Annotated in this window: 25 protein-coding genes; 13 read left to right on the forward strand and 12 right to left on the reverse strand. The window is 55.2% G+C overall.

The features are described from left to right. Positions 1-241: 241 nt before the first annotated feature. Positions 242-865 (forward strand): helix-turn-helix transcriptional regulator, encoded by a 624-nt coding sequence (locus OCH02_RS23775; RefSeq protein ID WP_261433261.1) that lies wholly within the window; start codon positions 242-244, stop codon positions 863-865. A gap of 3 nt (positions 866-868) precedes the next feature. After that, a complete protein-coding gene (gene fpr, locus OCH02_RS23780; RefSeq protein ID WP_261433262.1) occupies positions 869-1,615 on the forward strand; it encodes a ferredoxin--NADP(+) reductase in 747 nt (248 codons plus the stop codon). A gap of 9 nt (positions 1,616-1,624) precedes the next feature. Here fpr and OCH02_RS23785 read toward each other — a convergent pair whose 3' ends face one another. Further along, complete coding sequence (locus OCH02_RS23785) at positions 1,625-2,050, reverse strand: DUF805 domain-containing protein (RefSeq protein ID WP_261433263.1); 426 nt, start codon at positions 2,048-2,050, stop codon at positions 1,625-1,627. Between the two features lie 202 nt (positions 2,051-2,252). Between OCH02_RS23785 and OCH02_RS23790 the strand changes: the two genes are divergently transcribed. Both OCH02_RS23790 and tpiA read left to right on the forward strand, forming a co-directional pair. Continuing rightward, the gene (locus OCH02_RS23790) at positions 2,253-2,843 is read left to right on the forward strand and encodes a YiiQ family protein (protein ID WP_261433265.1); all 591 of its coding nucleotides are present in this window, start codon (positions 2,253-2,255) and stop codon (positions 2,841-2,843) included. A 127-nt stretch (positions 2,844-2,970) separates the two neighbouring features. Further along, complete coding sequence (gene tpiA, locus OCH02_RS23795; RefSeq protein ID WP_012147479.1) at positions 2,971-3,738, forward strand: triose-phosphate isomerase; 768 nt, start codon at positions 2,971-2,973, stop codon at positions 3,736-3,738. Between the two features lie 66 nt (positions 3,739-3,804). Here tpiA and OCH02_RS23800 read toward each other — a convergent pair whose 3' ends face one another. From OCH02_RS23800 to cpxP, 4 genes are all read right to left on the reverse strand, one after another. After that, positions 3,805-4,794 (reverse strand): sulfate ABC transporter substrate-binding protein, encoded by a 990-nt coding sequence (locus OCH02_RS23800; RefSeq protein ID WP_261433335.1) that lies wholly within the window; start codon positions 4,792-4,794, stop codon positions 3,805-3,807. 192 nt (positions 4,795-4,986) lie between these two features. Then, positions 4,987-5,949 carry a 6-phosphofructokinase gene (gene pfkA / locus OCH02_RS23805; protein WP_012147481.1) on the reverse strand — a complete coding sequence of 321 codons (963 nt, stop codon included), beginning with the start codon at positions 5,947-5,949 and terminating at the stop codon, positions 4,987-4,989. A gap of 231 nt (positions 5,950-6,180) precedes the next feature. Beyond that, positions 6,181-7,083: a CDF family cation-efflux transporter FieF gene (gene fieF / locus OCH02_RS23810; protein WP_261433267.1), complete on the reverse strand. Its 903-nt coding sequence runs from the start codon at positions 7,081-7,083 to the stop codon at positions 6,181-6,183. A gap of 116 nt (positions 7,084-7,199) precedes the next feature. Beyond that, positions 7,200-7,694 carry a cell-envelope stress modulator CpxP gene (gene cpxP, locus OCH02_RS23815; protein WP_261433268.1) on the reverse strand — a complete coding sequence of 165 codons (495 nt, stop codon included), beginning with the start codon at positions 7,692-7,694 and terminating at the stop codon, positions 7,200-7,202. Positions 7,695-7,843: 149 nt separating this feature from the next. Between cpxP and cpxR the strand changes: the two genes are divergently transcribed. The 4 genes from cpxR (at position 7,844) to OCH02_RS23835 (ending at position 11,271) form a co-directional block, all read left to right on the forward strand. After that, on the forward strand, positions 7,844-8,542 hold the full coding sequence (gene cpxR / locus OCH02_RS23820) for an envelope stress response regulator transcription factor CpxR (protein WP_004953234.1): 699 nt from the start codon (positions 7,844-7,846) through the stop codon (positions 8,540-8,542). Continuing rightward, positions 8,539-9,912, forward strand: coding sequence for an envelope stress sensor histidine kinase CpxA (gene cpxA, locus OCH02_RS23825; protein WP_012147484.1), 1,374 nt, complete (start codon positions 8,539-8,541; stop codon positions 9,910-9,912). Before cpxR ends, cpxA begins: the two co-directional genes overlap by 4 nt. A gap of 63 nt (positions 9,913-9,975) precedes the next feature. Then, positions 9,976-10,449 carry a tRNA (uridine(34)/cytosine(34)/5-carboxymethylaminomethyluridine(34)-2'-O)-methyltransferase TrmL gene (gene trmL / locus OCH02_RS23830; RefSeq protein ID WP_261421716.1) on the forward strand — a complete coding sequence of 158 codons (474 nt, stop codon included), beginning with the start codon at positions 9,976-9,978 and terminating at the stop codon, positions 10,447-10,449. Positions 10,450-10,599: 150 nt separating this feature from the next. Next, complete coding sequence (locus OCH02_RS23835) at positions 10,600-11,271, forward strand: DUF3313 domain-containing protein (RefSeq protein ID WP_261433272.1); 672 nt, start codon at positions 10,600-10,602, stop codon at positions 11,269-11,271. A gap of 61 nt (positions 11,272-11,332) precedes the next feature. Here the strand turns inward: OCH02_RS23835 and cysE are convergent, their stop codons facing one another. The 5 genes from cysE to OCH02_RS23860 all read right to left on the reverse strand — a co-directional run bounded on the left by cysE (position 11,333) and on the right by OCH02_RS23860 (position 14,551). Next, positions 11,333-12,154 (reverse strand): serine O-acetyltransferase, encoded by an 822-nt coding sequence (gene cysE, locus OCH02_RS23840; protein ID WP_174355349.1) that lies wholly within the window; start codon positions 12,152-12,154, stop codon positions 11,333-11,335. Positions 12,155-12,290: 136 nt separating this feature from the next. Next, positions 12,291-13,310: an NAD(P)H-dependent glycerol-3-phosphate dehydrogenase gene (gpsA, locus tag OCH02_RS23845; RefSeq protein ID WP_012147488.1), complete on the reverse strand. Its 1,020-nt coding sequence runs from the start codon at positions 13,308-13,310 to the stop codon at positions 12,291-12,293. Further along, a complete protein-coding gene (gene secB / locus OCH02_RS23850) occupies positions 13,310-13,780 on the reverse strand; it encodes a protein-export chaperone SecB (RefSeq protein WP_012147489.1) in 471 nt (156 codons plus the stop codon). The genes gpsA and secB overlap by 1 nt, the downstream gene beginning before the upstream one ends. Before the next feature lie 59 nt (positions 13,781-13,839). Beyond that, positions 13,840-14,088, reverse strand: a complete 249-nt coding sequence (gene grxC / locus OCH02_RS23855) for a glutaredoxin 3 (protein WP_012147490.1) — start codon at positions 14,086-14,088, stop codon at positions 13,840-13,842. 28 nt (positions 14,089-14,116) lie between these two features. Beyond that, entirely contained in the window at positions 14,117-14,551 is a 435-nt protein-coding gene (locus OCH02_RS23860; protein WP_012147491.1) for a rhodanese-like domain-containing protein, read from the reverse strand. Positions 14,552-14,850: 299 nt separating this feature from the next. Here OCH02_RS23860 and gpmM point away from each other — a divergent pair, with 299 nt between their 5' ends. From gpmM to OCH02_RS23875, 3 genes are read left to right on the forward strand one after another with little or no spacing between them, the layout of a single operon-like run. Beyond that, positions 14,851-16,395: a 2,3-bisphosphoglycerate-independent phosphoglycerate mutase gene (gene gpmM / locus OCH02_RS23865; protein ID WP_261433273.1), complete on the forward strand. Its 1,545-nt coding sequence runs from the start codon at positions 14,851-14,853 to the stop codon at positions 16,393-16,395. A gap of 9 nt (positions 16,396-16,404) precedes the next feature. After that, positions 16,405-17,739 (forward strand): murein hydrolase activator EnvC, encoded by a 1,335-nt coding sequence (envC, locus tag OCH02_RS23870; protein WP_261433274.1) that lies wholly within the window; start codon positions 16,405-16,407, stop codon positions 17,737-17,739. A gap of 2 nt (positions 17,740-17,741) precedes the next feature. Continuing rightward, a complete protein-coding gene (locus OCH02_RS23875) occupies positions 17,742-18,704 on the forward strand; it encodes a divergent polysaccharide deacetylase family protein (protein ID WP_261433275.1) in 963 nt (320 codons plus the stop codon). A gap of 49 nt (positions 18,705-18,753) precedes the next feature. Here OCH02_RS23875 and tdh read toward each other — a convergent pair whose 3' ends face one another. Both tdh and kbl read right to left on the reverse strand, forming a co-directional pair. Further along, entirely contained in the window at positions 18,754-19,779 is a 1,026-nt protein-coding gene (tdh, locus tag OCH02_RS23880; protein ID WP_135318523.1) for an L-threonine 3-dehydrogenase, read from the reverse strand. A gap of 9 nt (positions 19,780-19,788) precedes the next feature. After that, complete coding sequence (gene kbl, locus OCH02_RS23885; protein WP_012147497.1) at positions 19,789-20,985, reverse strand: glycine C-acetyltransferase; 1,197 nt, start codon at positions 20,983-20,985, stop codon at positions 19,789-19,791. Positions 20,986-21,225: 240 nt separating this feature from the next. Here kbl and rfaD point away from each other — a divergent pair, with 240 nt between their 5' ends. Together rfaD and rfaF are read left to right on the forward strand one after the other, a co-directional pair. Then, entirely contained in the window at positions 21,226-22,155 is a 930-nt protein-coding gene (rfaD, locus tag OCH02_RS23890) for an ADP-glyceromanno-heptose 6-epimerase (protein ID WP_261433276.1), read from the forward strand. A gap of 23 nt (positions 22,156-22,178) precedes the next feature. After that, complete coding sequence (rfaF, locus tag OCH02_RS23895; RefSeq protein WP_261433277.1) at positions 22,179-23,225, forward strand: ADP-heptose--LPS heptosyltransferase RfaF; 1,047 nt, start codon at positions 22,179-22,181, stop codon at positions 23,223-23,225. The last annotated feature ends 1 nt before the right edge of the window (position 23,226 follow it).

Consider the following 23,226-nt stretch of genomic DNA (forward strand, 5'->3'; position numbering starts at 1 on the left):
CCAGAACGGCGAGCAGCCCTCTATGGCGGCATAAGCTAACAAATTTGATTTTTTTAGCGAGTTTCAGACAGATATTGATCTCCGTCACAGTGGCAGCAAAGCCAACCAGCCTCGTAAATTAAACTGTACGTCTACTGCTTATGGGTTAAAAATGGCAAACTTTCAATAGTTTGGCTTTAGCATTTAATCGATAATTATTTTCATCATCTTGAAATAAAATAACGCCATAGGGATTGGGTTTATGAAGACAACAGAGCTGATTTTATTGCAGTTAAAAACCTTGGGGCCGCATTCCGCCAAAATGCTGGCTGAGCGTCTGGACATCACCCCCATGGGTATCCGTCAGCATCTGCAATCTCTGGAAAAACGTGAGTTGGTGGGTTACGAGGAAGCGCGAACCAAGGTAGGTCGCCCCACACGCTACTGGTCACTGACCTGTCAGGGCCACGCCCAGTTTGCCAATGGCCACGATCGGCTGGCGACAGAGCTGTTGGGATCTGCCCATCAGTTGTTTGGCACCGATGGGGTGGAGCAGTTGCTCAGCGCGCGCGAAGACAAACTTTATCAACGCTATGCTGAAGAACTGTCTGGGGAAGACTGCCATCAGGCCAAACTCGCCCGATTGGTGCGCCTGCGGCAGCATGATGGCTACATGGCCGAACTGTTAGAGCATCCGCAAGGCATGCTGCTGGTGGAAAACCACTGCCCCATCGGCGTGGCGGCCACCGCCTGCAGCAGCCTGTGCAACTCGGAGCTGCAACTGTTTAACCGTTTGTTTGGCCAGGGTTATCGCATAGAGCGTACCGCGCACGCTATTTCCGGCTCACGACATTGCGCTTATTTGATTCGACCATTGGAGCTTTAGAGTATGGCTGACTGGGTTAATGGCAAGGTTACGCAAGTCACGCAATGGACCGACGGGTTGTTCAGCATCACCGTCCATGCCCCCATTGCTCCCTTTATCGCCGGGCAATTTGCCAAACTGGCGCTGGAAATTGACGGCGAACGCGTGCAACGCGCCTATTCCTACGTCAATGCCCCCAGCGATCCGAACCTGGAGTTTTACCTGGTCACCGTGCCGGAAGGCAAACTGAGCCCACGCCTCAATCAGCTGCGGCCGGGTTCCGAAGTGATGGTGACCAAAGAAGCCGCCGGATTTTTCGTGCTGGAGGAAGTGCCTGAATGCGACACCCTGTGGATGTTGGCGACCGGCACCGCTATCGGCCCTTACCTGTCGATGCTGCAGGAAGGTAAAGACCTGGAACGCTTTAAAAATCTGGTGCTGGTGCATGCCACCCGCTTTGCGCGCGATCTCAGCTACCTGCCGCTAATGCAGCAATTACAGCAGCGTTACAACGGCAAACTGCGTATTCAGACTATTGTCAGCCGCGAAGAGGTCACCGGCTCGCTGACCGGCCGTGTACCGGCGCTGATCGAGGATGGCCGGTTGGAAGCGGCGGTAGGATTCCCCCTCAACGCGGAAACCGACCATGTAATGTTATGTGGTAACCCGCAAATGGTGCGGGATACCCAGCAAACGTTGAAGGATCAGCGGCAGATGCGCAAACACCTGCGCCGCAAGCCTGGCCATATCACCAGCGAGCAATACTGGTAGCTTCCGGCCTCATTGTCCGCTGAACTTCACCGGCTCGGCCGGCGGGCCAAAACGGTTGGTATTGGGCGTGCCGACAAAGGCGCCCAAATCGATCATCATCATCACAATGATCAGCGTCGGGATAAAACGCCCGACGCCCCATTGCCAGAGCGGTGCCAGCATTTGCCAGTTACCCGCCGCCAGCAACCACGCCAGGATCAGCAATAATGCCCACCAACCGGCTTTATTACGATCATGCAGCCGTTTCACCAGCACCGCCGCCGTCGGCCATAGCAAGCCCACGATAAAGAATGCGATGGTCTGAATATCCACCAGCTCACGACTGGCAAGAGAAAAAGCCACAACCATCAGCACCAGCCACAGCACCATCCAAATCCAAAAATCACGCCGCCCAATTCGGCCCTTAAACGAAAAGCACCACTGTTGTATTGTCATTGAATCCTGCGTTGTTAGCCTGCCCATATTCTGCCGTGCAGTGTAACATAGGCACTGCCGGGCGAAGATTTCTGCCCTGCATTACGCGGAGTAACGCACAGCTTTCCTGTCAGCAAGCTGATAATGGCGCGGGATCTTTGACAATCCCCCTCGGTTATCGCTTTAATCGGAGCCATCTTTGTTCTTGATGCCGTGTTATACCATGCTGAGAAAAACCATCGCTATCGCCTGCCTGTTGCTGAGTATCAGCAGCGCCTGGGCCGATCCGCCGGATGCCACAGTCAGTACATCACCCACAGCGCCATACCTGCAGGCCGGCGCGCCGACGTTTGATCTGACGGTGGTAAAATTCCGCGAAAAATATAACCGCGACAACCCGACGCTGCCGATTGGCGAATTTCGCGCCATCGCAACCGCAGAGGACGATACGCCACTGCTGACGCGTGCCGCCAGCAAGCTGAATGAAAATCTCTACGCCTCCACTGCGCTGGAAAAGGGCACCGGCAAAATCAAAACGCTGCAAATTACCCATCTGCCGCTGCAGCAAAGCAGCGAAGAAAAGGCTGCCCGCACCATTGCCATCAACTATATGGCCGCACTGATGCGCCAGTTTGAACCGGCGCTGACGGTGGAAAAAAGCCTGAGCAAAGTGGCCAACCTGCTGGAGAAAGGCAAAGGGTCACGCTTTTACCAACAGCAGGTCGGTGCGATCCGTTATGTGGTAGCGGACAACGGCGATAAAGGGGTAACTTTCGCTGTTGAACCGGTTAAGCTGACGCTATCCGAGCCGTAACAGGCGGTCATTTAATGACGAAAAGCAAAGCCTTCGCGCTTAATCATCTCTATACTGTTGGGCAGGTAAACTGCCGGTCCGGCAGTGGTTATTTCGACTCTCGCGTTCCCTTGTTGGAGGAAAAAACATGCGTCATCCATTAGTTATGGGTAACTGGAAGCTTAACGGCAGCACTCACATGGTTAACGAACTGATCGCCGCGCTGCGCAATGAACTGAGCAGCGTTGACGGTTGTGGCGTCGCTATCGCACCACCGGTCATGTACCTGGACCAGGCCAAGCACGCACTGGCCGGCAGCCGCATCGCTCTGGGCGCCCAAAACGTAGACGTAAACCTGTCCGGCGCATTCACCGGTGAAGTTTCCGCCGACATGCTGAAAGATATTGGTGCGCAATACATCATCATCGGCCACTCCGAGCGTCGCACTTACCACAAAGAAACTGACGCTGCGATCGCCGAGAAATTTGCCGTGCTGAAAACTGCCGGTCTGATCCCAGTGCTGTGCATCGGTGAAACTGACGCTGAAAACGAAGCGGGTAAAACCGAAGAAGTTTGCGCACGTCAGATCGACGCCGTACTGAAAACCCAGGGTGCAGAAGCCTTTAAAGGCGCGGTTATCGCCTATGAGCCAATTTGGGCTATCGGTACCGGTAAGTCTGCTACCCCTGCGCAAGCACAGGCAGTACACAAATTTATCCGCGATCACATCGCCAAGCAGGACGCAGCCGTGGCTGCAGAAGTGATCATCCAGTACGGCGGCTCCGTGAATGACAAAAATGCTGCCGAGCTGTTCACTCAGCCGGACATCGACGGCGCGCTGGTTGGCGGCGCATCACTGAAAGCCGATGCTTTCGCTGTGATCGTCAAAGCCGCTGCTGCCGCTAAAAAAGCCTGATTTCACCCGGCTTATAAATAACAAAACCCCGGCAAGCCGGGGTTTTTTATTGGTGCCAATTGAGCATCAACGTTTGCTTATTTCGTCAAACACGCCGCCGGTGGCAAAGTGCACCTTCTGCGCCTGAGTCCAGCCGCCAAAGGTATCATCCACGGTGAAAAGCTTAAGTTTCGGGAACTGGTCGGTAAACTTGGCCGCCACCGCCGCATCGCGCGGACGGTAATAGTTTTTCGCCGCGATGGTCTGCCCTTCCGGCGTATACAGATACTTCAGGTAAGCCGTAGCCACATCACGGGTCCCGCGTTTATCAACCACTTTATCCACCACCGACACGGTCGGTTCAGCCAGAATCGATTCGCTTGGAGTGATAATCTCAAACTTGTCCTTGCCCAGCTCTTTTTCCGCCAGCAGCGCTTCATTTTCCCAAGCGATCAGCACATCACCGATACCGCGTTCAACGAAGGTATTGGTTGAACCGCGCGCACCGGAATCCAGTACTTCGACGTTCTTGTACAGGTTTTTAACGAAGTCTTTCGCCTTGGCCTGATCGTTATTGTTCTGATGCAGCGCGTAACCCCAGGCCGCCAGATAGTTCCAACGCGCGCCGCCAGAGGTTTTCGGGTTCGGAGTGATTACCGAGACGCCCGGTTTGATCAAATCCGCCCAGTCATGAATTTGTTTTGGGTTGCCTTTGCGCACCAGGAACACAATGGTCGAGGTATAAGGCGCCGAATTGTCCGGCAGACGTTTGATCCACTCTTTATCAATGCGCCCGCGCTCGGCGATAGCGTCTACGTCATAGGCCAGTGCCAGTGTCACCACGTCTGCCTCAATGCCATTAATCACCGAAGTCGCCTGCTTGCCGGAGCCGCCATGCGACTGACGCACCGTGACTTTATCGCCGGTCTGTTGCTGCCAGTATTTACCGAATGCGGTGTTGTATTCCTGATAGAATTCGCGCGTCGGGTCGTATGAAACGTTCAGCAATTGGATATCTTTCGCCATGGCGCCGGACGCCAGCAGCATTATTGTCAGACCTACACCCCATTTACGCATACGCATCGACTCGCTCCCCCAGGAAAAATAATCGCAACCTCAATCGGTTGATTTAGCATCAGAGCCTGCCAGAAACTTGGCTATCAATTAAAGAATAAAAAATGTTGGGCTAGACGATTCTGGAATATAACCGCAGCAGGCATAAAAAAGCCTCCGCATGCGGAGGCTTCTGTTGACTGAATTAAAACGGGATCAGTACAGCTTTTTCGCCGTTTCCAGCCAGTCGCCCTTGAATGGACGCTTCATGTTTTCGATCGCATCGATGATGTCGTGGTGAACCATCTTCTCGTTTTGGATACCGACACAGCGGCCGCCGTAGCCCTGCAACAACAGTTCGATGGCGTAAGCCCCCATGCGGGAAGCCAGAATACGGTCGTAAGCTACCGGAGAGCCGCCGCGCTGAATATGCCCCAACACGGTAGCGCGGGTTTCACGCTTGGTTTCTTGCTCGATATGGCGTGCCAGCTCATCGATATCGCAGATATGCTCGGTGATTGCCACAATCGCGTGTTTTTTACCCTTGTCGATGCCGGCTTTGATTTCACACACCAGATCTTCGCGGTTGAACTCAATTTCAGGCAACACGATGAACTCGCAACCGCCGGCAATCGCCGCCGCCAGCGTCAGATCGCCACAATAACGCCCCATCACTTCAACGATAGAAATACGCTGATGTGAAGAGGAGGTATCGCGCAAGCGGTCAATCGCTTCCACCACGGTTTCAAGCGCGGTGAAGAAACCGATTGTATAGTCGGTACCGGCCACGTCGTTATCGATAGTGCCCGGCAAGCCAATACAAGGGAAACCCTCTTCCGTCAGGCGTTTAGCCCCCATATAGGAACCGTCACCACCAATTACCACCAGCGCATCAATGCCGCGGTTTTGCAGATTTTCAATCGCCTTGGCACGTACGCTGTCATCTCTGAACTCCGGGAAACGGGCTGAACCAAGGAAGGTGCCGCCGCGATTGATCATATCGGACACGCTGTAGCGATCCAATTTTTCCATGCGATCTTCGTACAAGCCAAGGTAGCCATCGTAAATACCAAAAACTTCCAGACCTTCTGAAAGTGCAGCACGCACAACGCCACGGATCGCAGCGTTCATACCCGGCGAATCACCGCCACTTGTCAGTACACCGATTTTCTTGATCATGACTACCTCTGAACTGTAGATGCAATTTCTTAAGAATTCTGTATTCGCCGATTGTCCTGGAATCTCTCCGGCTGTAGAAAATCAGCTTTACGGCTTATTGCTGGATATTATAACAAAAACACCCAGCTGAATTGATTCAAGTCACGCAATATTGCGGTAAAAAACCGCCATGGCACGCTGAGCTAACTCCGCCATTCACCCGTTGCACCAATCTTACAGGCCCTGTATTGATTATAGCTCCCAACGCCCCTGTCGGCCCTCTGGCACTACGGAACAGGGATCCTGGTGGATGAGAACATCCGCCCCGGGGAAACGATGCAACAGTGCCTGTTCCACCTGTTCGGCCAGAAGATGCGCCTGCATCAGCGGCAGCGCGTCGTCCATCTCCAGATGCAACTGGATAAAACGCGTCGGGCCGGACTGGCGGGTCCGCAGATCGTGCGCGCCTTTCACTCCTGGCCAGGAGGAAATCACATCAATGATCGCCTGACGTTCATCATCCGGCAATGCCCTGTCCAGCAGCGATTGCACAGCTTCATTGCCCATCCGCAGCGCGCTATAAAGAATGTAGACGCCAATGGCCAATGCAAACAGCGCATCCGCCCGTTGAAAACCGTACCAGCTTAGCGCAAGCGCTATAAGAATAGCACCATTCATCATGACATCTGACTGATAATGCAGCATATCTGCTCGTACTGCCTGACTACGGGTTTTTCTTACCACCCAACGCTGATAGGTAACCAACAGCAAGGTGCTGAACAACGCCACCACCGTCACGGCAATACCAACACCGGGATCGCGCAGCGTTTCCGGGGAGTACAGATGCTGGAAGCCGGTCAGGAACAGAAACAGTGCCGAGCCGGAAATAAACATGCTCTGCGCCAATGCGGCCAGCGACTCGGCCTTACCATGCCCGAAGGTGTGTTCCTCGTCAGCCGGCTGCAGCGAATAACGCACCACCAGCAAGTTTGTCAGCGACGCGGCGATATCCACCAGGGAATCCACCAACGCGGCCAGCAGGCTCACCGAACCGGTGTGGTACCAGGCGACAATTTTGATCAGTAATAGTATGGAGGCCAACAGGGTGGCAGCTAACGCGGCGGATTTCACCAGACGCGCATATTGCGGTTCCATAACCCATCCTGGTTAAACGTTGAGAGGGCCAATATAGCGGAATGATAGACAAAAAAAACCCCGCCATCATGGCGGGGGAAGACAGGGATGGTGTCTATGGCAAGGAAAAACAGGGACTACTCAGTCATACTTAACTTCTGGGCAGAAGTTTGCTGCAAACCAGAAATTTGTTGCTCCACCTGCTGCATGCGCTGCTGATGTTTCTGGTCTAAAACACTTTTTTGCTGTGGCGTCAGCAGGTTATACATTTGGTTGCGTACTCTGGCCATTTCGACCTGGCGCTTAACCTGTTGCTGAGCCATCTGTTCCGCCTGGGCATACACGGCGGCTTCATCAAATTTGTCTGCGGTCACCAGCTTATGCATGGCTTCCATTTCAGCTACATTGACACCAGGCAGATCGTGGCGGGCCTGGCGCATTAAATCTCGCATTTGCTGACGCTGCTGTTCAGTCAGGCTGACACCGTCAAACATGTGGTGCTGACCTGGTGCTCGGGTCATCGAGTTGTTGCCGGGAGTCGGTACAGTTTCCGATGTAGTGTCAGCAGCAAACGCAGCGGTAGAACCTATTGCCAGCATTGATGCCATAACTAATGCGGTCACCTTACGCATTTTAACTCCTCGTGCTTTCTCACTTTGCGAATCAACGAGGAGCAGTGTACTGCTGCACCTGCAAACATGCGTCAGTGCATGTAAAACTACGTAAAGTCATGGAATGCCAACAGTTGATGACGTATTTTGCGTCAGGAGGAAAAAATACAATGAACAAAATTCTGTTAGTTGACGACGACCGCGAGCTGACCTCGCTGTTAAAAGAACTTCTTGAAATGGAAGGTTTTACTATCGTCGTGGCCTACGATGGTGAACAGGCGTTGTCGCTTCTGGACAGCTCCATTGATCTGCTGTTGCTCGATATCATGATGCCGAAGAAAAACGGTATTGATACGTTAAAAGAGCTGCGTCAGCACCACCAGACCCCGGTCATTATGCTGACCGCTCGTGGCAGCGAATTGGACCGCGTACTGGGTCTGGAACTGGGTGCCGATGACTACTTGCCAAAACCTTTTAACGATCGTGAACTGGTAGCCCGTATTCGTGCGATTCTACGTCGATCCAACTGGAGCGAGCAGCAGCAAAATGTCGATACCGGCGCACCCACGCTGGACGTTGACGGTTTGCAACTCAATCCGGGCCGCCAGGAAGCCAGTTTCGATGGCCAAACGCTGGATCTTACTGGCACTGAATTTACCCTGTTGTACCTGCTGGCACAGCATCTCGGCCAGGTCGTCTCTCGTGAACTGCTGAGCCAGGAAGTGCTGGGCAAACGTCTGACGCCGTTTGATCGCGCCATCGATATGCACATCTCTAACTTACGACGTAAACTGCCCAACCGCAAAGACGGCCACCCGTGGTTCAAAACCTTGCGGGGGCGGGGTTACTTAATGGTATCTGCAACATGATCAACAGTTTGACGGCACGCATCTTCGCCATTTTTTGGTTCACATTAGCCCTGGTGCTGATGCTGGTGTTGATGGTGCCCAAGCTCGACTCCCGCCAAATGACCTCGCTGCTCGACAGCGAGCAGCGGCAAGGGCTGATGCTGGAGCAACATGTCGAGGCCGAGTTGCAAAACGATCCGGCCAACGACCTGATGTGGTGGCGGCGTTTATTCCGCGCCATTGAAAAATGGGCCCCGCCAGGGCAGCGCCTGATCCTGGTCACCAGCGAAGGCCGGGTGATTGGCAACATGCAACGCAACGAAATGCAGTTGGTGCGTAATTTTATCGGCCAATCTGATAATTCCGACCACCCGAAGAAGAAAAAATACGGCCGCGTCGAGCTGGTCGGCCCCTTCTCAGTGCGCGATGGTGAAGACAACTACCAGTTGTATCTCATTCGTCCCGCCAACAGCCCACAATCCGACTTCATCAACCTGATGTTCGACCGGCCGCTGCTGCTGCTTATCGTCACCATGTTGATCAGCGCCCCATTGCTGCTATGGCTGGCCTGGAGTCTGGCGAAACCGGCTCGTAAGCTGAAAAACGCGGCCGATGATGTCGCCCGTGGCAACCTGAAACAGCATCCTGAGCTGGAAGCCGGGCCGCAAGAATTTCTGGCGACCGGTGCCAGCTTCAACCAAATGGTCAGTTCGCTGGAACGCATGATGACCGCTCAGCAGCGGCTGATCTCCGACATCTCGCATGAACTGCGCACCCCGCTAACCCGTCTGCAGCTGGCTACCGCGTTAATGCGTCGTCGCCACGGTGAAGGACGAGAGTTGGAGCGCATCGAAACCGAGGCGCAGCGTCTGGACTCGATGATTAACGATCTGTTGGTGCTGTCACGCGGACAGCAGAAAAGCGAGTTGGTCCGTGAGCGGCTGCTGGCCAATGAACTCTGGGCCAATGTACTGGATGACGCTGGTTTTGAAGCCGAGCAAATGGGCAAGCATTTGGAAGTCACCGCGCCTCCCGGTCCATGGACGCTGTTCGGCAACGCCGGCGCGCTGGACAGCGCACTGGAAAACATTGTGCGTAACGCTCTGCGCTACTCAAACACCAGGATCGCCGTGGCGTTCAGCGCGGATAACCAGGGTATCACTATTGTGGTCGACGATGACGGCCCGGGCGTCAGTACGGAAGATCGCGAACAAATTTTCCGACCGTTTTATCGCACCGACGAAGCACGCGATCGCGCCTCCGGTGGCACTGGCTTGGGCCTGGCGATCGTAGAGGCGGCGGTCAACCAGCATCGCGGCTGGGTAAAAGCGGAAGACAGTCCGCTCGGTGGCCTGCGGTTGGTCTTGTGGCTACCACTGCATCAGCGCTGATCGCCTAGGACAGGCCGGTAAGATTTTGCTATTCTGCGCCCCTCGTCATGAGGGGCTTTTTACATGTTGAACATTGTTTTATTCGAACCTGAAATTCCACCCAATACCGGTAATATCATCCGCCTGTGCGCCAATACCGGCTTTCAACTGCACCTGATAGAACCGATGGGCTTCCCGTGGGATGACAAACGCCTGCGCCGCGCCGGTCTGGACTATCATGAATTCGCCAGCATACGACGTCATGCCAACTACGCCGCTTTTATCGCCAGTGAAAATCCGCAGCGGCTGTTTGCCCTGACCACCAAAGGCACTCCAGCACATAGCGCGGTCAGCTATCAGGCCGGTGATTACCTGCTGTTTGGACCCGAAACCCGCGGTCTGCCCGCCGAGATCCTCGAGGCGCTGCCTGCCCAGCAGAAAATCCGTATTCCCATGCAGGCGCAAAGCCGCAGCATGAACCTGTCTAACGCCGTAGCCGTGGTGGTGTATGAAGCCTGGCGACAACTGGACTATGCGGGCGCGCTGATCAAGTCCTGATCACGCGCTTTGCAGATAAAAACAAGCTGTACATCACGATCCTGATAGGCCGCCCTGTAACATGGCACACGCAGCGCCAAAACATTCGCTGCGGCAGAAGATAATGAGCTATGTTTTGTAAGGTTATCGGTACTCATCATAGGAAATCGTATGAAAAAACAACGCTTGAGCGTTGCCATGGCGGCATTGGCAGTGAGTTTGTTACTGGCGGGCTGTTCGTCCAAAGTGACCACTACAAAGCAGTACTCGGGGTTCCTGTCTGACTACAGCAAATTGCAAGAAACGACGTCGCCAAGCGGCCATAAAACGCTGCGTTGGATCGACCCAAGCTACAAAGAATCCAACTACCGCGGCCTGTATTTCCAGCCGGTCGTCTACTTTCCAGCGGAAAAACCGACCACACGTGTGAGCCAGGATACGCTGAATAAAATCAAAGCCTATTCCGCCCAGCGGATAAAAGCTGCGCTTCAGGATCGTTTTAACATCCTGAAAAGTCCGGCCGGTTCGCGTGTTCTGGTGGCCAAACTCGCCATTACCGCCGTCTCCGCTGAAGATGAAGACATGAAATTCTATGAGGTCGTTCCCGTAGCCGCGGTGGTTGCCGGCACCATGGCTGCCAGTGGCCACAGAACTCAAAACACCACGCTTTATATTGAAGGTGAGTTGATCGATCAGGACACCGGTAAAACAGTGATGGAAGTCGTGCGTAAAACCTATGGCAAAACCGTTAGCAACGACAGCACGCCGGTAACCGCAGAGGATGTGAAAGCGGCGATCGACGACGTCGTCACCGACATCACCAACTTCCCGAAACAGGGTTAACGCCGCATCAGAAAGCATCAGGGGAGCCGAAGCTCCCCTGAATTTGATGATAAACCCCGGCTTAAATGCCGTCGCCGTACTCAAAGCCGTGGTTGGTACCGTTGAAATACTGATCCATATCCATCGAGGGCGTATCGCTTTCCGGTCGACCGACAATGCGCGCCGGCACACCGGCAGCCGTAGTATGGGGTGGCACCGATTGCAGAACCACCGAACCGGCACCGATTTTCGCGCCTTTACCCACTTCGATATTGCCGAGAATTTTAGCCCCGGCACCAATCATTACGCCTTCGCGGATCTTCGGATGACGATCGCCGCTGGTCTTTCCGGTACCACCAAGGGTGACCGATTGCAGAATAGAGACATTATTTTCTACTACCGCGGTTTCACCGATGACAATGCCGGTGGCGTGGTCGAGCATGATGCCGCAGCCAATAGTCGCAGCCGGATGGATATCCACACCAAAAGCGACTGAAATCTGGTTTTGCAGATAGATCGCCAGCGCCTGCCGCCCCTGCAACCACAGCCAGTGGCCGATACGGTATGCCTGCAGCGCATGGAAACCTTTCAGGTACAACAGCGGCGTCGAGTACTTGTCTACTGCAGGGTCGCGCAGGCGCACCGCCAGGATGTCGCGAGCCGCCGAAGCGATCATTTGCTGATCGGCCAGGTAAGCGTCTTCCACCACTTCACGCACCGCGATAGCGGGCATAATCGGGTTAGCCAACTTGTTTGCCAGAATATAGCTGAGCGCACCACCCAGGTTGTCGTGCTTGAGCAACGTCGCATGATAAAAGCTAGCCAGCATCGGTTCACACTCAGCCAGCTCTCTCGCCTCTGATTTGATGCTATTCCAGACCTGCTCTAACTCTTCTGACGACATCAGGTTCCTCTCCACCTTGCAAAACAGGCTGCCTCACCGCATCGCAGTCAGGCAGCCCAATTCAATTGCCGGGTCAGCATGCCGCCCCGCATATCGTTTTTATACCCGTCATCTTTCAAGCTGCAGGGTATCTAGGTTATGCGCTGTGCTTTTCGTCTTTTCTGGTACGCCCCAGCAGGCTCAGCGCAGCTTCCCGGGCATTTTTATGGCAATACAGCACCTGATAAATCTGTTCGGTAATCGGCATTTCCACGCCATAGCGTTGCGCCAGCGCCAATACCTCTTTGGTATTGCGATAACCTTCGACCACCTGACCGATGCTATCCTGCGCTTCTTGTACGCCTTTGCCCTGTCCCAGCATAATACCGAAACGGCGGTTGCGCGATTGATTATCGGTGCAGGTTAACACCAGATCGCCCAACCCGGCCATGCCCATAAAGGTCGATGGATCAGCACCCAGCGCAGAACCGAGACGGGTCATTTCCGTCAGGCCTCGGGTAATCAGTGCCGTACGCGCATTGGCACCAAAACCGATACCGTCAGACATCCCGGCACCGATGGCAATCACGTTCTTCACCGCCCCGCCCAGCTGAACGCCAATGAAATCGGGGTTGCTGTACACGCGGAAACTTTTGCCGCAGTGCAGCAACTGCTGCAGATCTTCGGCAAACTGCGCATCGGTAGAAGCCAACGCAATCGCGGTCGGCAGCCCGGCGGCCAGCTCTTTGGCAAACGTCGGCCCTGATACCACCGCCAGCGGAATAGCCTCGCCCAGCGCTTCGCGCGCCACGTCCTGCAACAGCCTGCCGGTTTCCGCTTCCAGCCCTTTGGTGGCCCACACAATGCGGGCATCCGGACGCAGATGCGGTTTCAACTGGCGCAGCACGTCACCGAACACATGGCTTGGCACCACCACCAGCACATCGCGGCTGGCAGCCAGCGCGCGCGCCAGATCGGCTTCGAGCAACAGGGTATCGGGGAAAGCTACATCGGGAAGAAACGCCTGGTTGCAGCGATCGCGCTGCATCTTTTGGATTTGCTCGGGATTGTGGCCCCACAGCACCACGGAGTGGCCGTTACGCGCCAGCGTAATAGCTAATGCGGTGCCGTACGAGCCGGCACCGATTACAGTCATTGAAGCATTGACGGTGTTCATCAGGCATCCTGATGTGGTGCGGCACCTTCGCCTTCTGACTGCTGCTGCAGGTAGTTCATGAACAGCGCGTCAAAGTTAACCGGTGCCAGGTTCAGCTGCGGGAATGTACCGCGAGAAACCAGGCTGGTGATGCACTCGCGCGCATACGGGAACAGAATGTTCGGGCAGTATGCACCCAGGCAATGCGCCAGCTGCGTACCGTCGATGCCCGCTACGGAGAAGATACCCGCCTGCTGCACTTCACACAGGAACGCAGTTTCTTCGCCCAGAGAGGCCGTCACGGTTACGCGCAGTACAACTTCATACACTTCATCAGCCAACTGGCTGGAAGCGGTATCTAGATCCAGTTTAACTTCTGGCTGCCATTCCTGCTGGAAAACCTGCGGAGCCTTTGGCGCTTCGAAGGAGATATCCTTGGTGTAAATACGCTGGATCTGGAAAGCCATCTCTGTGCTGTTTTGTTCTGACATGTGTGTAATACCCTTGGTTAAACGTCCTTATTGATACTCAGTAACCGGCAGTCATCCGCTTAAAGCAGCGGATCCAGACCACCACGAGCATCGAGTTCATATAAATCATCACAGCCACCGATATGTTGGCCGTCGATGAAAATCTGAGGCACGGTGGTGCGCCCACTGCGCGCAATCATCGCTTCGCGTTTTTCATTATCACCATCAATGGCGATTTCGTTAAACGCGGCTCCCTTGCTGTTCAGCAGCGCTTTGGCGCGATGACAGAACGGACAGGTCGCTTTGGTGTAGATATCAATGTTAGCCATGGATTACCACCTCAAATACGTTAAAGAATTACTTACCGCGCACTAACGGCAGGTTTTCCCCGCTCCAGCCGGCAATACCGTCTTTTAGCGTAACTACGTTTTCAAAACCGGCCTTGCTGAGGTTCTCTGCCGGCTCGCGGGAGGTGGTGCCGTTGGCACAAACCACGATGATCGGCTGAGCCTTGTGTTTTTCCAGCTCGCCCAGACTGCCGCTTTTGATTTCGCTGGCGGTCAGGTTGATGGCGTTGGCCAGGTGGCCTCGGCGGAAATCATCACGGCTGCGGGTATCAACCACAACGGCATCTTCTTTATTAATCAGGCGGGTGGCTTCACCACGGGTGATCTCTTTCACCTTGGAGAAACTGCTCTTGAACGTCATGACGATCACCGCAACCAGCAGGGCGATCCAGGCCAGGCTCAGTATGGGATGCTTGCTAACGAATTGCATAATTTCTTGCAGCATGGGGTGTAACAACTCCCGTTAGTTAAGGGAAAAAATAACTCAAGGTTCCAGAGTATACCTGCCGAGTGCAGCAAATACAGCCAATAAGCAAGCGCTATTGCAGAAACTGCGGGCTACGCTGAGAAATTCACTGTGCCACAGCATAAAAGCCGCCCCTGTTCACCGCAACTTTGATCTCTCTGGGCTCTTTTTAAGCGGTCGCGTTGTAAAATCAGGCGGTTTTGAGAGTGAATAGCCATCCGCCCGACCATGAGTTGATGGCTATTCACAACTTAAAAGTTCATAACGAGGTTAACGCAATGTCGAGTAACAAAAAGCCGATGGTACTGGTGATCCTGGACGGTTACGGCCACCGCGAGGAGCAACAGGACAACGCCATTCTGAACGCCAAAACGCCGGTAATGGACCGTCTGTGGCAACAGCAACCCCACACGCTGATCGCCGCCTCCGGGCTGGATGTCGGTCTGCCTGACGGCCAGATGGGTAACTCGGAAGTCGGCCACGTCAACCTGGGTGCCGGGCGTATCGTTTATCAGGACCTGACCCGACTGGATAAAGAGATCAAAGAAGGCGATTTCTTCGCCAACCCAACGCTGACGGCAGCGGTCGATAAGGCCGTGCAGGCAGGCAAAGCGGTACATATCATGGGCCTGCTGTCACCGGGCGGCGTCCACAGCCACGAAGACCATATTCTGGCGATGATTGAACTGGCTTCGCAACGGGGCGCCAAAGCCGTTTACCTGCACGCCTTCCTGGACGGTCGCGATACCCCGCCGCGCAGCGCAGAAGCCTCTCTGCAACGCTTTAGCGATGCCTTTGCCAAACTGGGCACCGGGCGCATCGCGTCGCTGATTGGCCGTTATTACGCCATGGACCGCGACAACCGTTGGGACCGCGTTCAACTGGCCTACGACCTGCTGACCCAGGCCAAGGGCGATTACCTCACCGATAACGCCGTGGGTGCCCTGCAGGCCGCTTACGAGCGCGGTGAAAACGACGAATTCGTCAAGCCGACCGTGCTGCAAGCCGCCGGTGAAGCCTCTGCCGAATTACATGATGGCGACGCACTGATCTTCATGAACTTCCGTGCCGATCGCGCACGCCAGATCGTCCGCGCCTTTGTTAATGCCGATTTCGACGGCTTCCCTCGCGCCCAAGTCATCAATTTTGGCGATTTCGTGATGTTGACCGAGTATGCCGCCGATATCAAAACCCCTTGCGCCTATCCGCCCGCATCGCTGAGCAATACCTTCGGTGAGTGGCTGATGAAACACGACAAGACCCAGCTACGCATTTCGGAAACCGAAAAATACGCTCACGTCACCTTCTTCTATAACGGCGGCGTTGAAGAGCCGTTCACCGGAGAAGATCGCGTGCTGATCAACTCACCGAAGGTCGCTACCTACGATCTGCAGCCGGAAATGAGCGCAGCCGAGTTGACCGGCAAACTCCTGGCCGCCATTGGCAGCGGTAAATACGACGCCATTATCTGCAACTATCCGAATGGTGACATGGTGGGCCATACCGGTGTCTACGACGCGGCAGTGAAAGCCGTTGAAACGCTGGATAACTGCATCGCTCAGGTGGTCGAGGCGGTTAAGGCCGTTGACGGGCAGTTGCTGATCACCGCCGATCACGGCAACGCCGAACAAATGCGCGATCCGGCTACCGGCCAGGCGCATACCGCTCACACCAGCCTGCCGGTACCGCTGATTTACGTCGGCAAGCCTGCCAACGCAGTCAATGGTGGCAAGCTTTCGGACATCGCGCCAACCATGCTGACGCTGATGGGAATGGAAATCCCGCAAGAGATGACTGGTAAGCCGCTGTTCATCGTGGAATAATCCTTCTCCATGAGGGAAAAGGCGTTTTTTGCACTATCAAGGGTAACCCGAAGCGCAAACGCAGGCAGCCAACCGCTGCCTGAACGCACCGCGCCAAGGAAGTTGACCACCATGTGCGCCAGCGTATTTTACGCTGGCGTCTTGTTGTTGCCGTTAGCCAGCCAGGCCGCGGAGGACAACAAATCCCAGCTCAAAGACATCCAGCAAAGCATCGCCGAGAAAGAAAAGGCGGTTAAACAGCAGCAGCAACAGCGCAGCTCACTGCAGGATCAGCTTAAGCAGCAAGAAAAAACCATCGCCCAGGCCAGCCGCCTGCTGCGTGATACCCAGAGCACATTGAGCCAGTTGGGGAAAGATATCTCCGGCCTGAACGCCTCAATCGCCACGCTGCAAAAGCAGCAGTCTACCCAGCAGAAAATCCTGGCCAAACAGCTCGATGCCGCCTTTAGGCAAGGCCAGCACAGCGCCGTCCAGTTGGTGCTCAGCGGTGAAGAGAGCCAGCGCAGCGAGCGTATTTTGGCTTACTTCGGTTATCTGAACGAAGCGCGCCAGCAAACGATTGAAGAGCTGAAACAAACCCGCGCCGAACTGGCCAAGCAAAAAACCACGCTGGTCGCCAAACAAGGCCAACAGAAATCGCTGCTGGGCGAGCAACAAACGCAGCAACAGAAGCTGGAGCAGGCCCGCGGAGCGCGCAAGAAAACATTGACCGCACTGGAGGCCTCGCTGGAAAAAGACCAACAGCGTCTGGTAGAACTGCGTCAGAACGAAACCCGCATGCGCGACAAAATTGCCCGGGCCGAACGTGAAGCCCGCGCCCGTGCGGAACGTGAAGCGCGTGAAGCCGCCAAGGTGCGCGAGCAGGTTCGCGTCAAAGAACAGCAGGCGAAGAAAACCGGCACCAGCTATAAGCCAAGCGAAGCCGATCGTTCGCTGATGGCCCGTACCGGCGGTCTCGGTCGGCCAAACGGCCAGGCAATATGGCCAGTGCGCGGCCGCACACTGCACGGCTTTGGCGAACAGTTGCAAGGCGAGTTACGCTGGAAAGGCATGGTAATCGAAGCCAGAGAAGGCAGCGAAGTCAAAGCCATCGCCGATGGCCGCGTATTGCTGGCCGACTGGTTACAGGGCTATGGCCTGGTGGTCGTCATCGAGCACGGTAAGGGTGACATGAGCCTGTATGGCTACAACCAAAGCGCGTTGGTCAATGTCGGGGCGCAGGTGCGTGCCGGTCAACCAATAGCCTTAGTGGGTACCAGCGGGGGCCAGGGAACGCCGTCGCTCTATTTCGAAATTCGTCGCCAGGGTCAGGCCGTTAACCCACTGCCGTGGTTGGGAAGATAGATTTGCACTATATCAAAACCCGTACTGTCGTATTGATTGGCTGCCTGCTGCAGGTTTGCGCCGCACAGGCAGGTAAATTATCCATTGTTATCGATGACGTGGGCTATCGGCCACATGAAGAAGGCGCCGTGCTGCAGATGCCAACCGCGATCTCCGTCGCCGTACTGCCCAACGCCCCTCATGCCCGCTTAATGGCCACCCGCGCCCACGGCCAGGGGCGTGAAGTGCTGATCCATATGCCGATGGCACCGCTCAGCAAACAGCCGCTGGAACGCGATACGTTACAGCCGTCGATGAGCAGCGAAGAGATCCAGCGTATTATCCGCAATGCGGTCAATAATGTGCCCTATGCGGTGGGTATGAATAACCACATGGGCAGCGCCATGACCTCCAGCCTGCCGGGCATGCAGAAAGTGATGCAGGCGCTCGACAGCTACCAGCTTTATTTCCTCGACAGCATGACCATTGGCAATAGCCAGGCCACCCGCGCTGCCGCCGGCACACACGTTAAGGTGATCAAGCGCAAGGTATTCCTGGACGATACCGCCAACGAAGCCGACATCCGTCGGCAGTTTAACCGTGCGGTCGAGTTGGCACGACGTAATGGCTCCGCCATCGCCATTGGCCACCCGCGCCCGGCGACGGTAAGGGTATTGCAGCAAATGCTGCCGACATTGCCGGCCGATATCGTGTTGGTAAAACCCAGCTCACTGCTGAATGAACCTCAGGGCGGCAGCGGTGGCAGTTACGTCCCACCAGCGGTCAAACCGCCGAAATCGCAGCCGAAGAACCCGTTCACCGGCGGTATCAAGCAGTGTAAGGTCAAGTTACCGAAGGAAAAAGTCAGTGCAGGCAAGGTCATAAGTGTGATCGGTGAAAGTGTGGCACAGTCGCCGGCCGTAACCTTTATCAAACACCAGTGGCAACGCTGGACGGACTCAACGCCAGACAAACCCAAAGCATAAAAAAAGGGCCGGAATTCCGGCCCTTTTTACATCTAAACAGCAACTTAAACTAATCCCAGCTCAAAACTACTTTGCCGGACTGACCGGAACGCATGGCATCAAAGCCCTGCTGGAACTGGTCGATTGAGAAACGGTGGGTGATGATAGGCGTCAGATCCAGACCAGACTGGATCAGCGCGGCCATCTTGTACCAGGTCTCAAACATTTCGCGGCCGTAAATCCCTTTGATAAACAGCCCTTTGAAGATCACCTGATTCCAGTCGATCGACATATCCGACGGTGGAATACCCAGCATGGCAATACGCCCGCCGTGGTTCATCGCATTGAGCAAGGTACGGAACGCCGGTGGCGCACCGGACATTTCCAACCCAACGTCAAAGCCCTCAGTCATGCCCAGCTCGGCCATTACGTCATTCAGGTTCTCTTTGCTGACGTTCACCGCACGGGTCACGCCCATTTTGCGCGCCAGATCCAGACGGTATTCGTTAACGTCAGTGATCACTACATGGCGGGCACCAACGTGCTTGCACACCGCCGCCGCCATGATGCCGATCGGCCCGGCACCGGAAACCAGCACGTCTTCGCCAACCAGATCAAACGACAGCGCGGTGTGAACCGCATTGCCGAACGGGTCGAAGATAGACGCCAGCTCATCGGAAATATTGTCCGGGATTTTGAAGGCGTTAAACGCCGGGATCACCAGATATTCAGCAAATGAGCCTGGGCGGTTCACGCCCACGCCGGTGGTATTGCGGCACAGGTGTGTACGGCCACCACGGCAGTTACGGCAATGGCCACAGGTGATATGGCCTTCGCCGGAAACGCGGTCACCGACGGTGAAGCCTTTGACTTCCTGGCCGATGGCAACCACTTCACCGACATACTCATGGCCGACCACCATAGGGACCGGGATGGTTTTCTGTGACCATTCATCCCAGTTATAAATATGAACATCGGTACCGCAGATCGCAGTTTTACGGATTTTAATCATGATGTCGTTATGGCCCAGCTCCGGCTGAGGCACATCGGTCATCCAAATCCCTTCTTCCGCTTTCAGTTTTGACAATGCTTTCATGGTTTTACCTTATGCAATAACGCCAAGATCTTTACCGATACGAATGAACGCCGCAATCGCACGTTCAATTTGCTCCGGGGTGTGATCGGCGGACATCTGGGTACGGATGCGCGCCTGGCCTTTCGGCACCACCGGATAGAAGAAACCCGTTACATAAATGCCTTCCTTGAGCAACGCATTGGCAAATTCCTGCGCCAGTTTTGCTTCACCCAACATCACCGGGATGATGGCGTGATCGGCCCCGGCCAGCGTAAAGCCCGCCGCGGTCATTTTTTCACGGAACAGGCTGGCATTGGCCCACAGACGGTCGCGCAACGCGTCACCCTGCTCCAGCAGTTCCAGGACTTTAATCGAAGCGGCAACGATCGCCGGCGCCAACGAGTTGGAGAACAGATAGGGGCGTGAACGCTGACGCAGCCACTCAACCACTTCTTTCTTCGCCGCAGTATAACCGCCGGAAGCGCCGCCCAAGGCCTTGCCCAGGGTGCCGGTAATGATGTCGACGCGACCCATGACTTCACAATATTCGTGTGTGCCGCGCCCGTTGGCCCCGACAAAACCGACCGCGTGGGAGTCATCGACCATCACCAGCGCCTGATATTGATCCGCCAAGTCACACACCCCTTTCAGGTTGGCTATCACGCCGTCCATCGAGAACACGCCGTCGGTGGCGATCATAATGTGGCGTGCGCCGTCGGCTTTCGCCTGCTCAAGCTGCGCGGCCAGTTCGGTCATGTCGTTGTTGGCGTAGCGGTAGCGTTTCGCCTTGCACAGGCGGACGCCGTCAATGATTGACGCATGGTTCAATGCATCGGAGATAATCGCGTCTTCCGGGCCCAACAGGGTTTCGAACAGCCCGCCGTTGGCATCAAAACAGGAGGAATACAGAATGGCGTCTTCCATGCCGAGAAAATCGGCCAGCTTTTGTTCCAACTGTTTATGGCTGTCCTGGGTGCCGCAGATAAAGCGCACCGACGCCATGCCGAAACCGTGGCTGTCCATACCGGCCTTGGCTGCCGCGATCATTGCCGGGTGGTTGGCCAGGCCAAGATAGTTGTTGGCGCAGAAGTTGATCACATGGCGGCCGTCAGCAACGGCAATATCCGCCTGCTGAGCGCTGGTGATGATGCGTTCTTCTTTGAACAAACCTTCGCTGCGGGTAGTCTCAAGTTGTTGTTCCAACTGCTGATAAAAAGACGCGGACATTCGGTTATCTCCAGGATTGGTCTGTTTTCAACATATTTTACTGATTTGTAACCAAACTGACGAGAATCTGCGGGAGAGAATATGAAAATTGCAGCAGATATCACGGCAAAGTGCTGTGGAGCTCGACATCGCGGGATATTCAGAGCCCGTCCGATGTTTGCGACGACATGAAATGCTATTATAAGCAGCATTGAGCGTGGGGCACTGTGTCCCACCGGGCAGAATAACAGGGGTAACCCAATGATTATCGTCACTGGTGGCGCCGGCATGATCGGCAGCAATATCATTAAGGCGCTGAATGACACAGGGTATCGCGATATCCTGGTGGTAGATAACCTGAAAGACGGCACCAAATTCGCCAACCTGGTCGATCTCGATATCGCCGACTATATCGATAAAGAAGATTTCATCGCCAATATCATCGCCGGTGACGATCTGGGCGAAATCGACGCCATCTTCCATGAGGGCGCCTGCTCTTCCACCACCGAGTGGGACGGCAAGTACATGATGGACAATAACTATCAGTACTCCAAAGACCTGCTGCACTACTGCCTGGATCGCGAAATTCCGTTCCTGTATGCCTCATCCGCAGCCACCTACGGCGGCCGCGAAGAATTTATCGAAGAGCGCCAATTTGAAGCACCGCTGAACGTCTACGGCTACTCCAAATTCCTGTTCGACCAATATGTCCGTGAAATTCTGCCGCAGGCGGATTCGCAGATTTGCGGCTTCCGTTACTTCAACGTTTATGGCCCGCGCGAAGGTCACAAAGGCAGCATGGCCAGCGTGGCGTTCCACCTGAACGGCCAGATCAACCGCGGCGAGAGCCCAAAACTGTTCGACGGCAGCCAGGACTTCAAACGTGACTTCATCTACGTCGGCGACGTGGCGGCAGTAAACCTGTGGTTCTTGAAAAGCGGCGTATCCGGCATCTTCAACTGCGGCACCGGCCGTGCTGAAACCTTCCAGGCGGTCGCCGATGCGGTGGTCGATTTCCACCAGAAGGGGGCGGTAGAAAATATCCCGTTCCCGGAAAAACTGAAGGGTCGCTACCAGGCATTCACTCAGGCCGATCTGACCAAACTGCGCGCTGCCGGTTATGACGCACCGTTCAAAACGGTCGCCGAGGGCGTGAAAGAGTACATGGCCTGGTTGAACCGCACCGCTTAAGCTGAAGGGATTTGACGTAGGGTATGAAAATACTGGTTATCGGCCCTTCTTGGGTTGGCGATATGATGATGTCGCAAAGTCTCTACCGCACCCTGAAGGCCGAGCACCCGACGGCAGAAATTGATGTGATGGCGCCGGCCTGGTGCCGTCCATTACTGGCGCGTATGCCTGAGGTCAATCAGGCCCTGTCGATGCCATTGGGCCACGGTGCGCTGGCGCTCGGCGAACGCCGACGACTGGGGCATGCCCTGCGAGCCAACGGCTACGATCGCGCCTATGTACTGCCAAACTCATTCAAATCCGCACTGGTGCCTTTCTTTGCCAAGGTGCCGCAACGCACCGGCTGGCGCGGGGAAATGCGCTATGGCCTGCTGAATGATATTCGCTTGCTGGACAAAACCGCCTTTCCGCTGATGGTGCAGCGTTACGTAGCCCTCGCCTATGACAAACAACGCATTCAGCGCGCCGAAGACCTGCCACAGCCTCTGTTATGGCCGCAACTGCAGGTCAGCGACGAAGAAATTGCCGAAACCACCGCCGCCTTCAATCTGACCGATCATCGGCCGATTATCGGCTTTTGCCCAGGCGCCGAATTTGGCCCAGCCAAACGCTGGCCGCACTATCATTACGCCCGGCTTGCGCAGAAGCTGATTGACCAGGGTTATCAAATCGCCCTGTTTGGCTCCGCCAAAGATAATGAAGCGGGTGAGCAGATACGGGCCGCGCTGGATGATGACTCTCGCGGCTTTTGCATGAATCTGGCCGGGGAAACCCAGCTTGAGCAAGCGGTGATCCTGCTGGCTTCCTGTTCGGCCGTGGTCAGTAACGACTCCGGCCTGATGCACGTCGCCGCAGCATTGAACAAACCGCTGATCGCCTTGTACGGCCCAAGCAGCCCGGACTTCACGCCGCCGCTGTCCAACAAGGCCAAAGTGATCCGCTTAATAAGCGGTTACCATAAGATACGCAAAGGCGATGCCGAGCAGGGATACCATCAGAGCCTGATCGATATTCAGCCACAGCAGGTGTTGGACGCGCTGACGCCGTTACTTGCCGCCAGCGAGGAATAAG

The organism is Serratia quinivorans (assembly GCF_946227985.1).
GTDB classification, from domain to species: Bacteria; Pseudomonadota; Gammaproteobacteria; order Enterobacterales; family Enterobacteriaceae; genus Serratia; species Serratia quinivorans_A.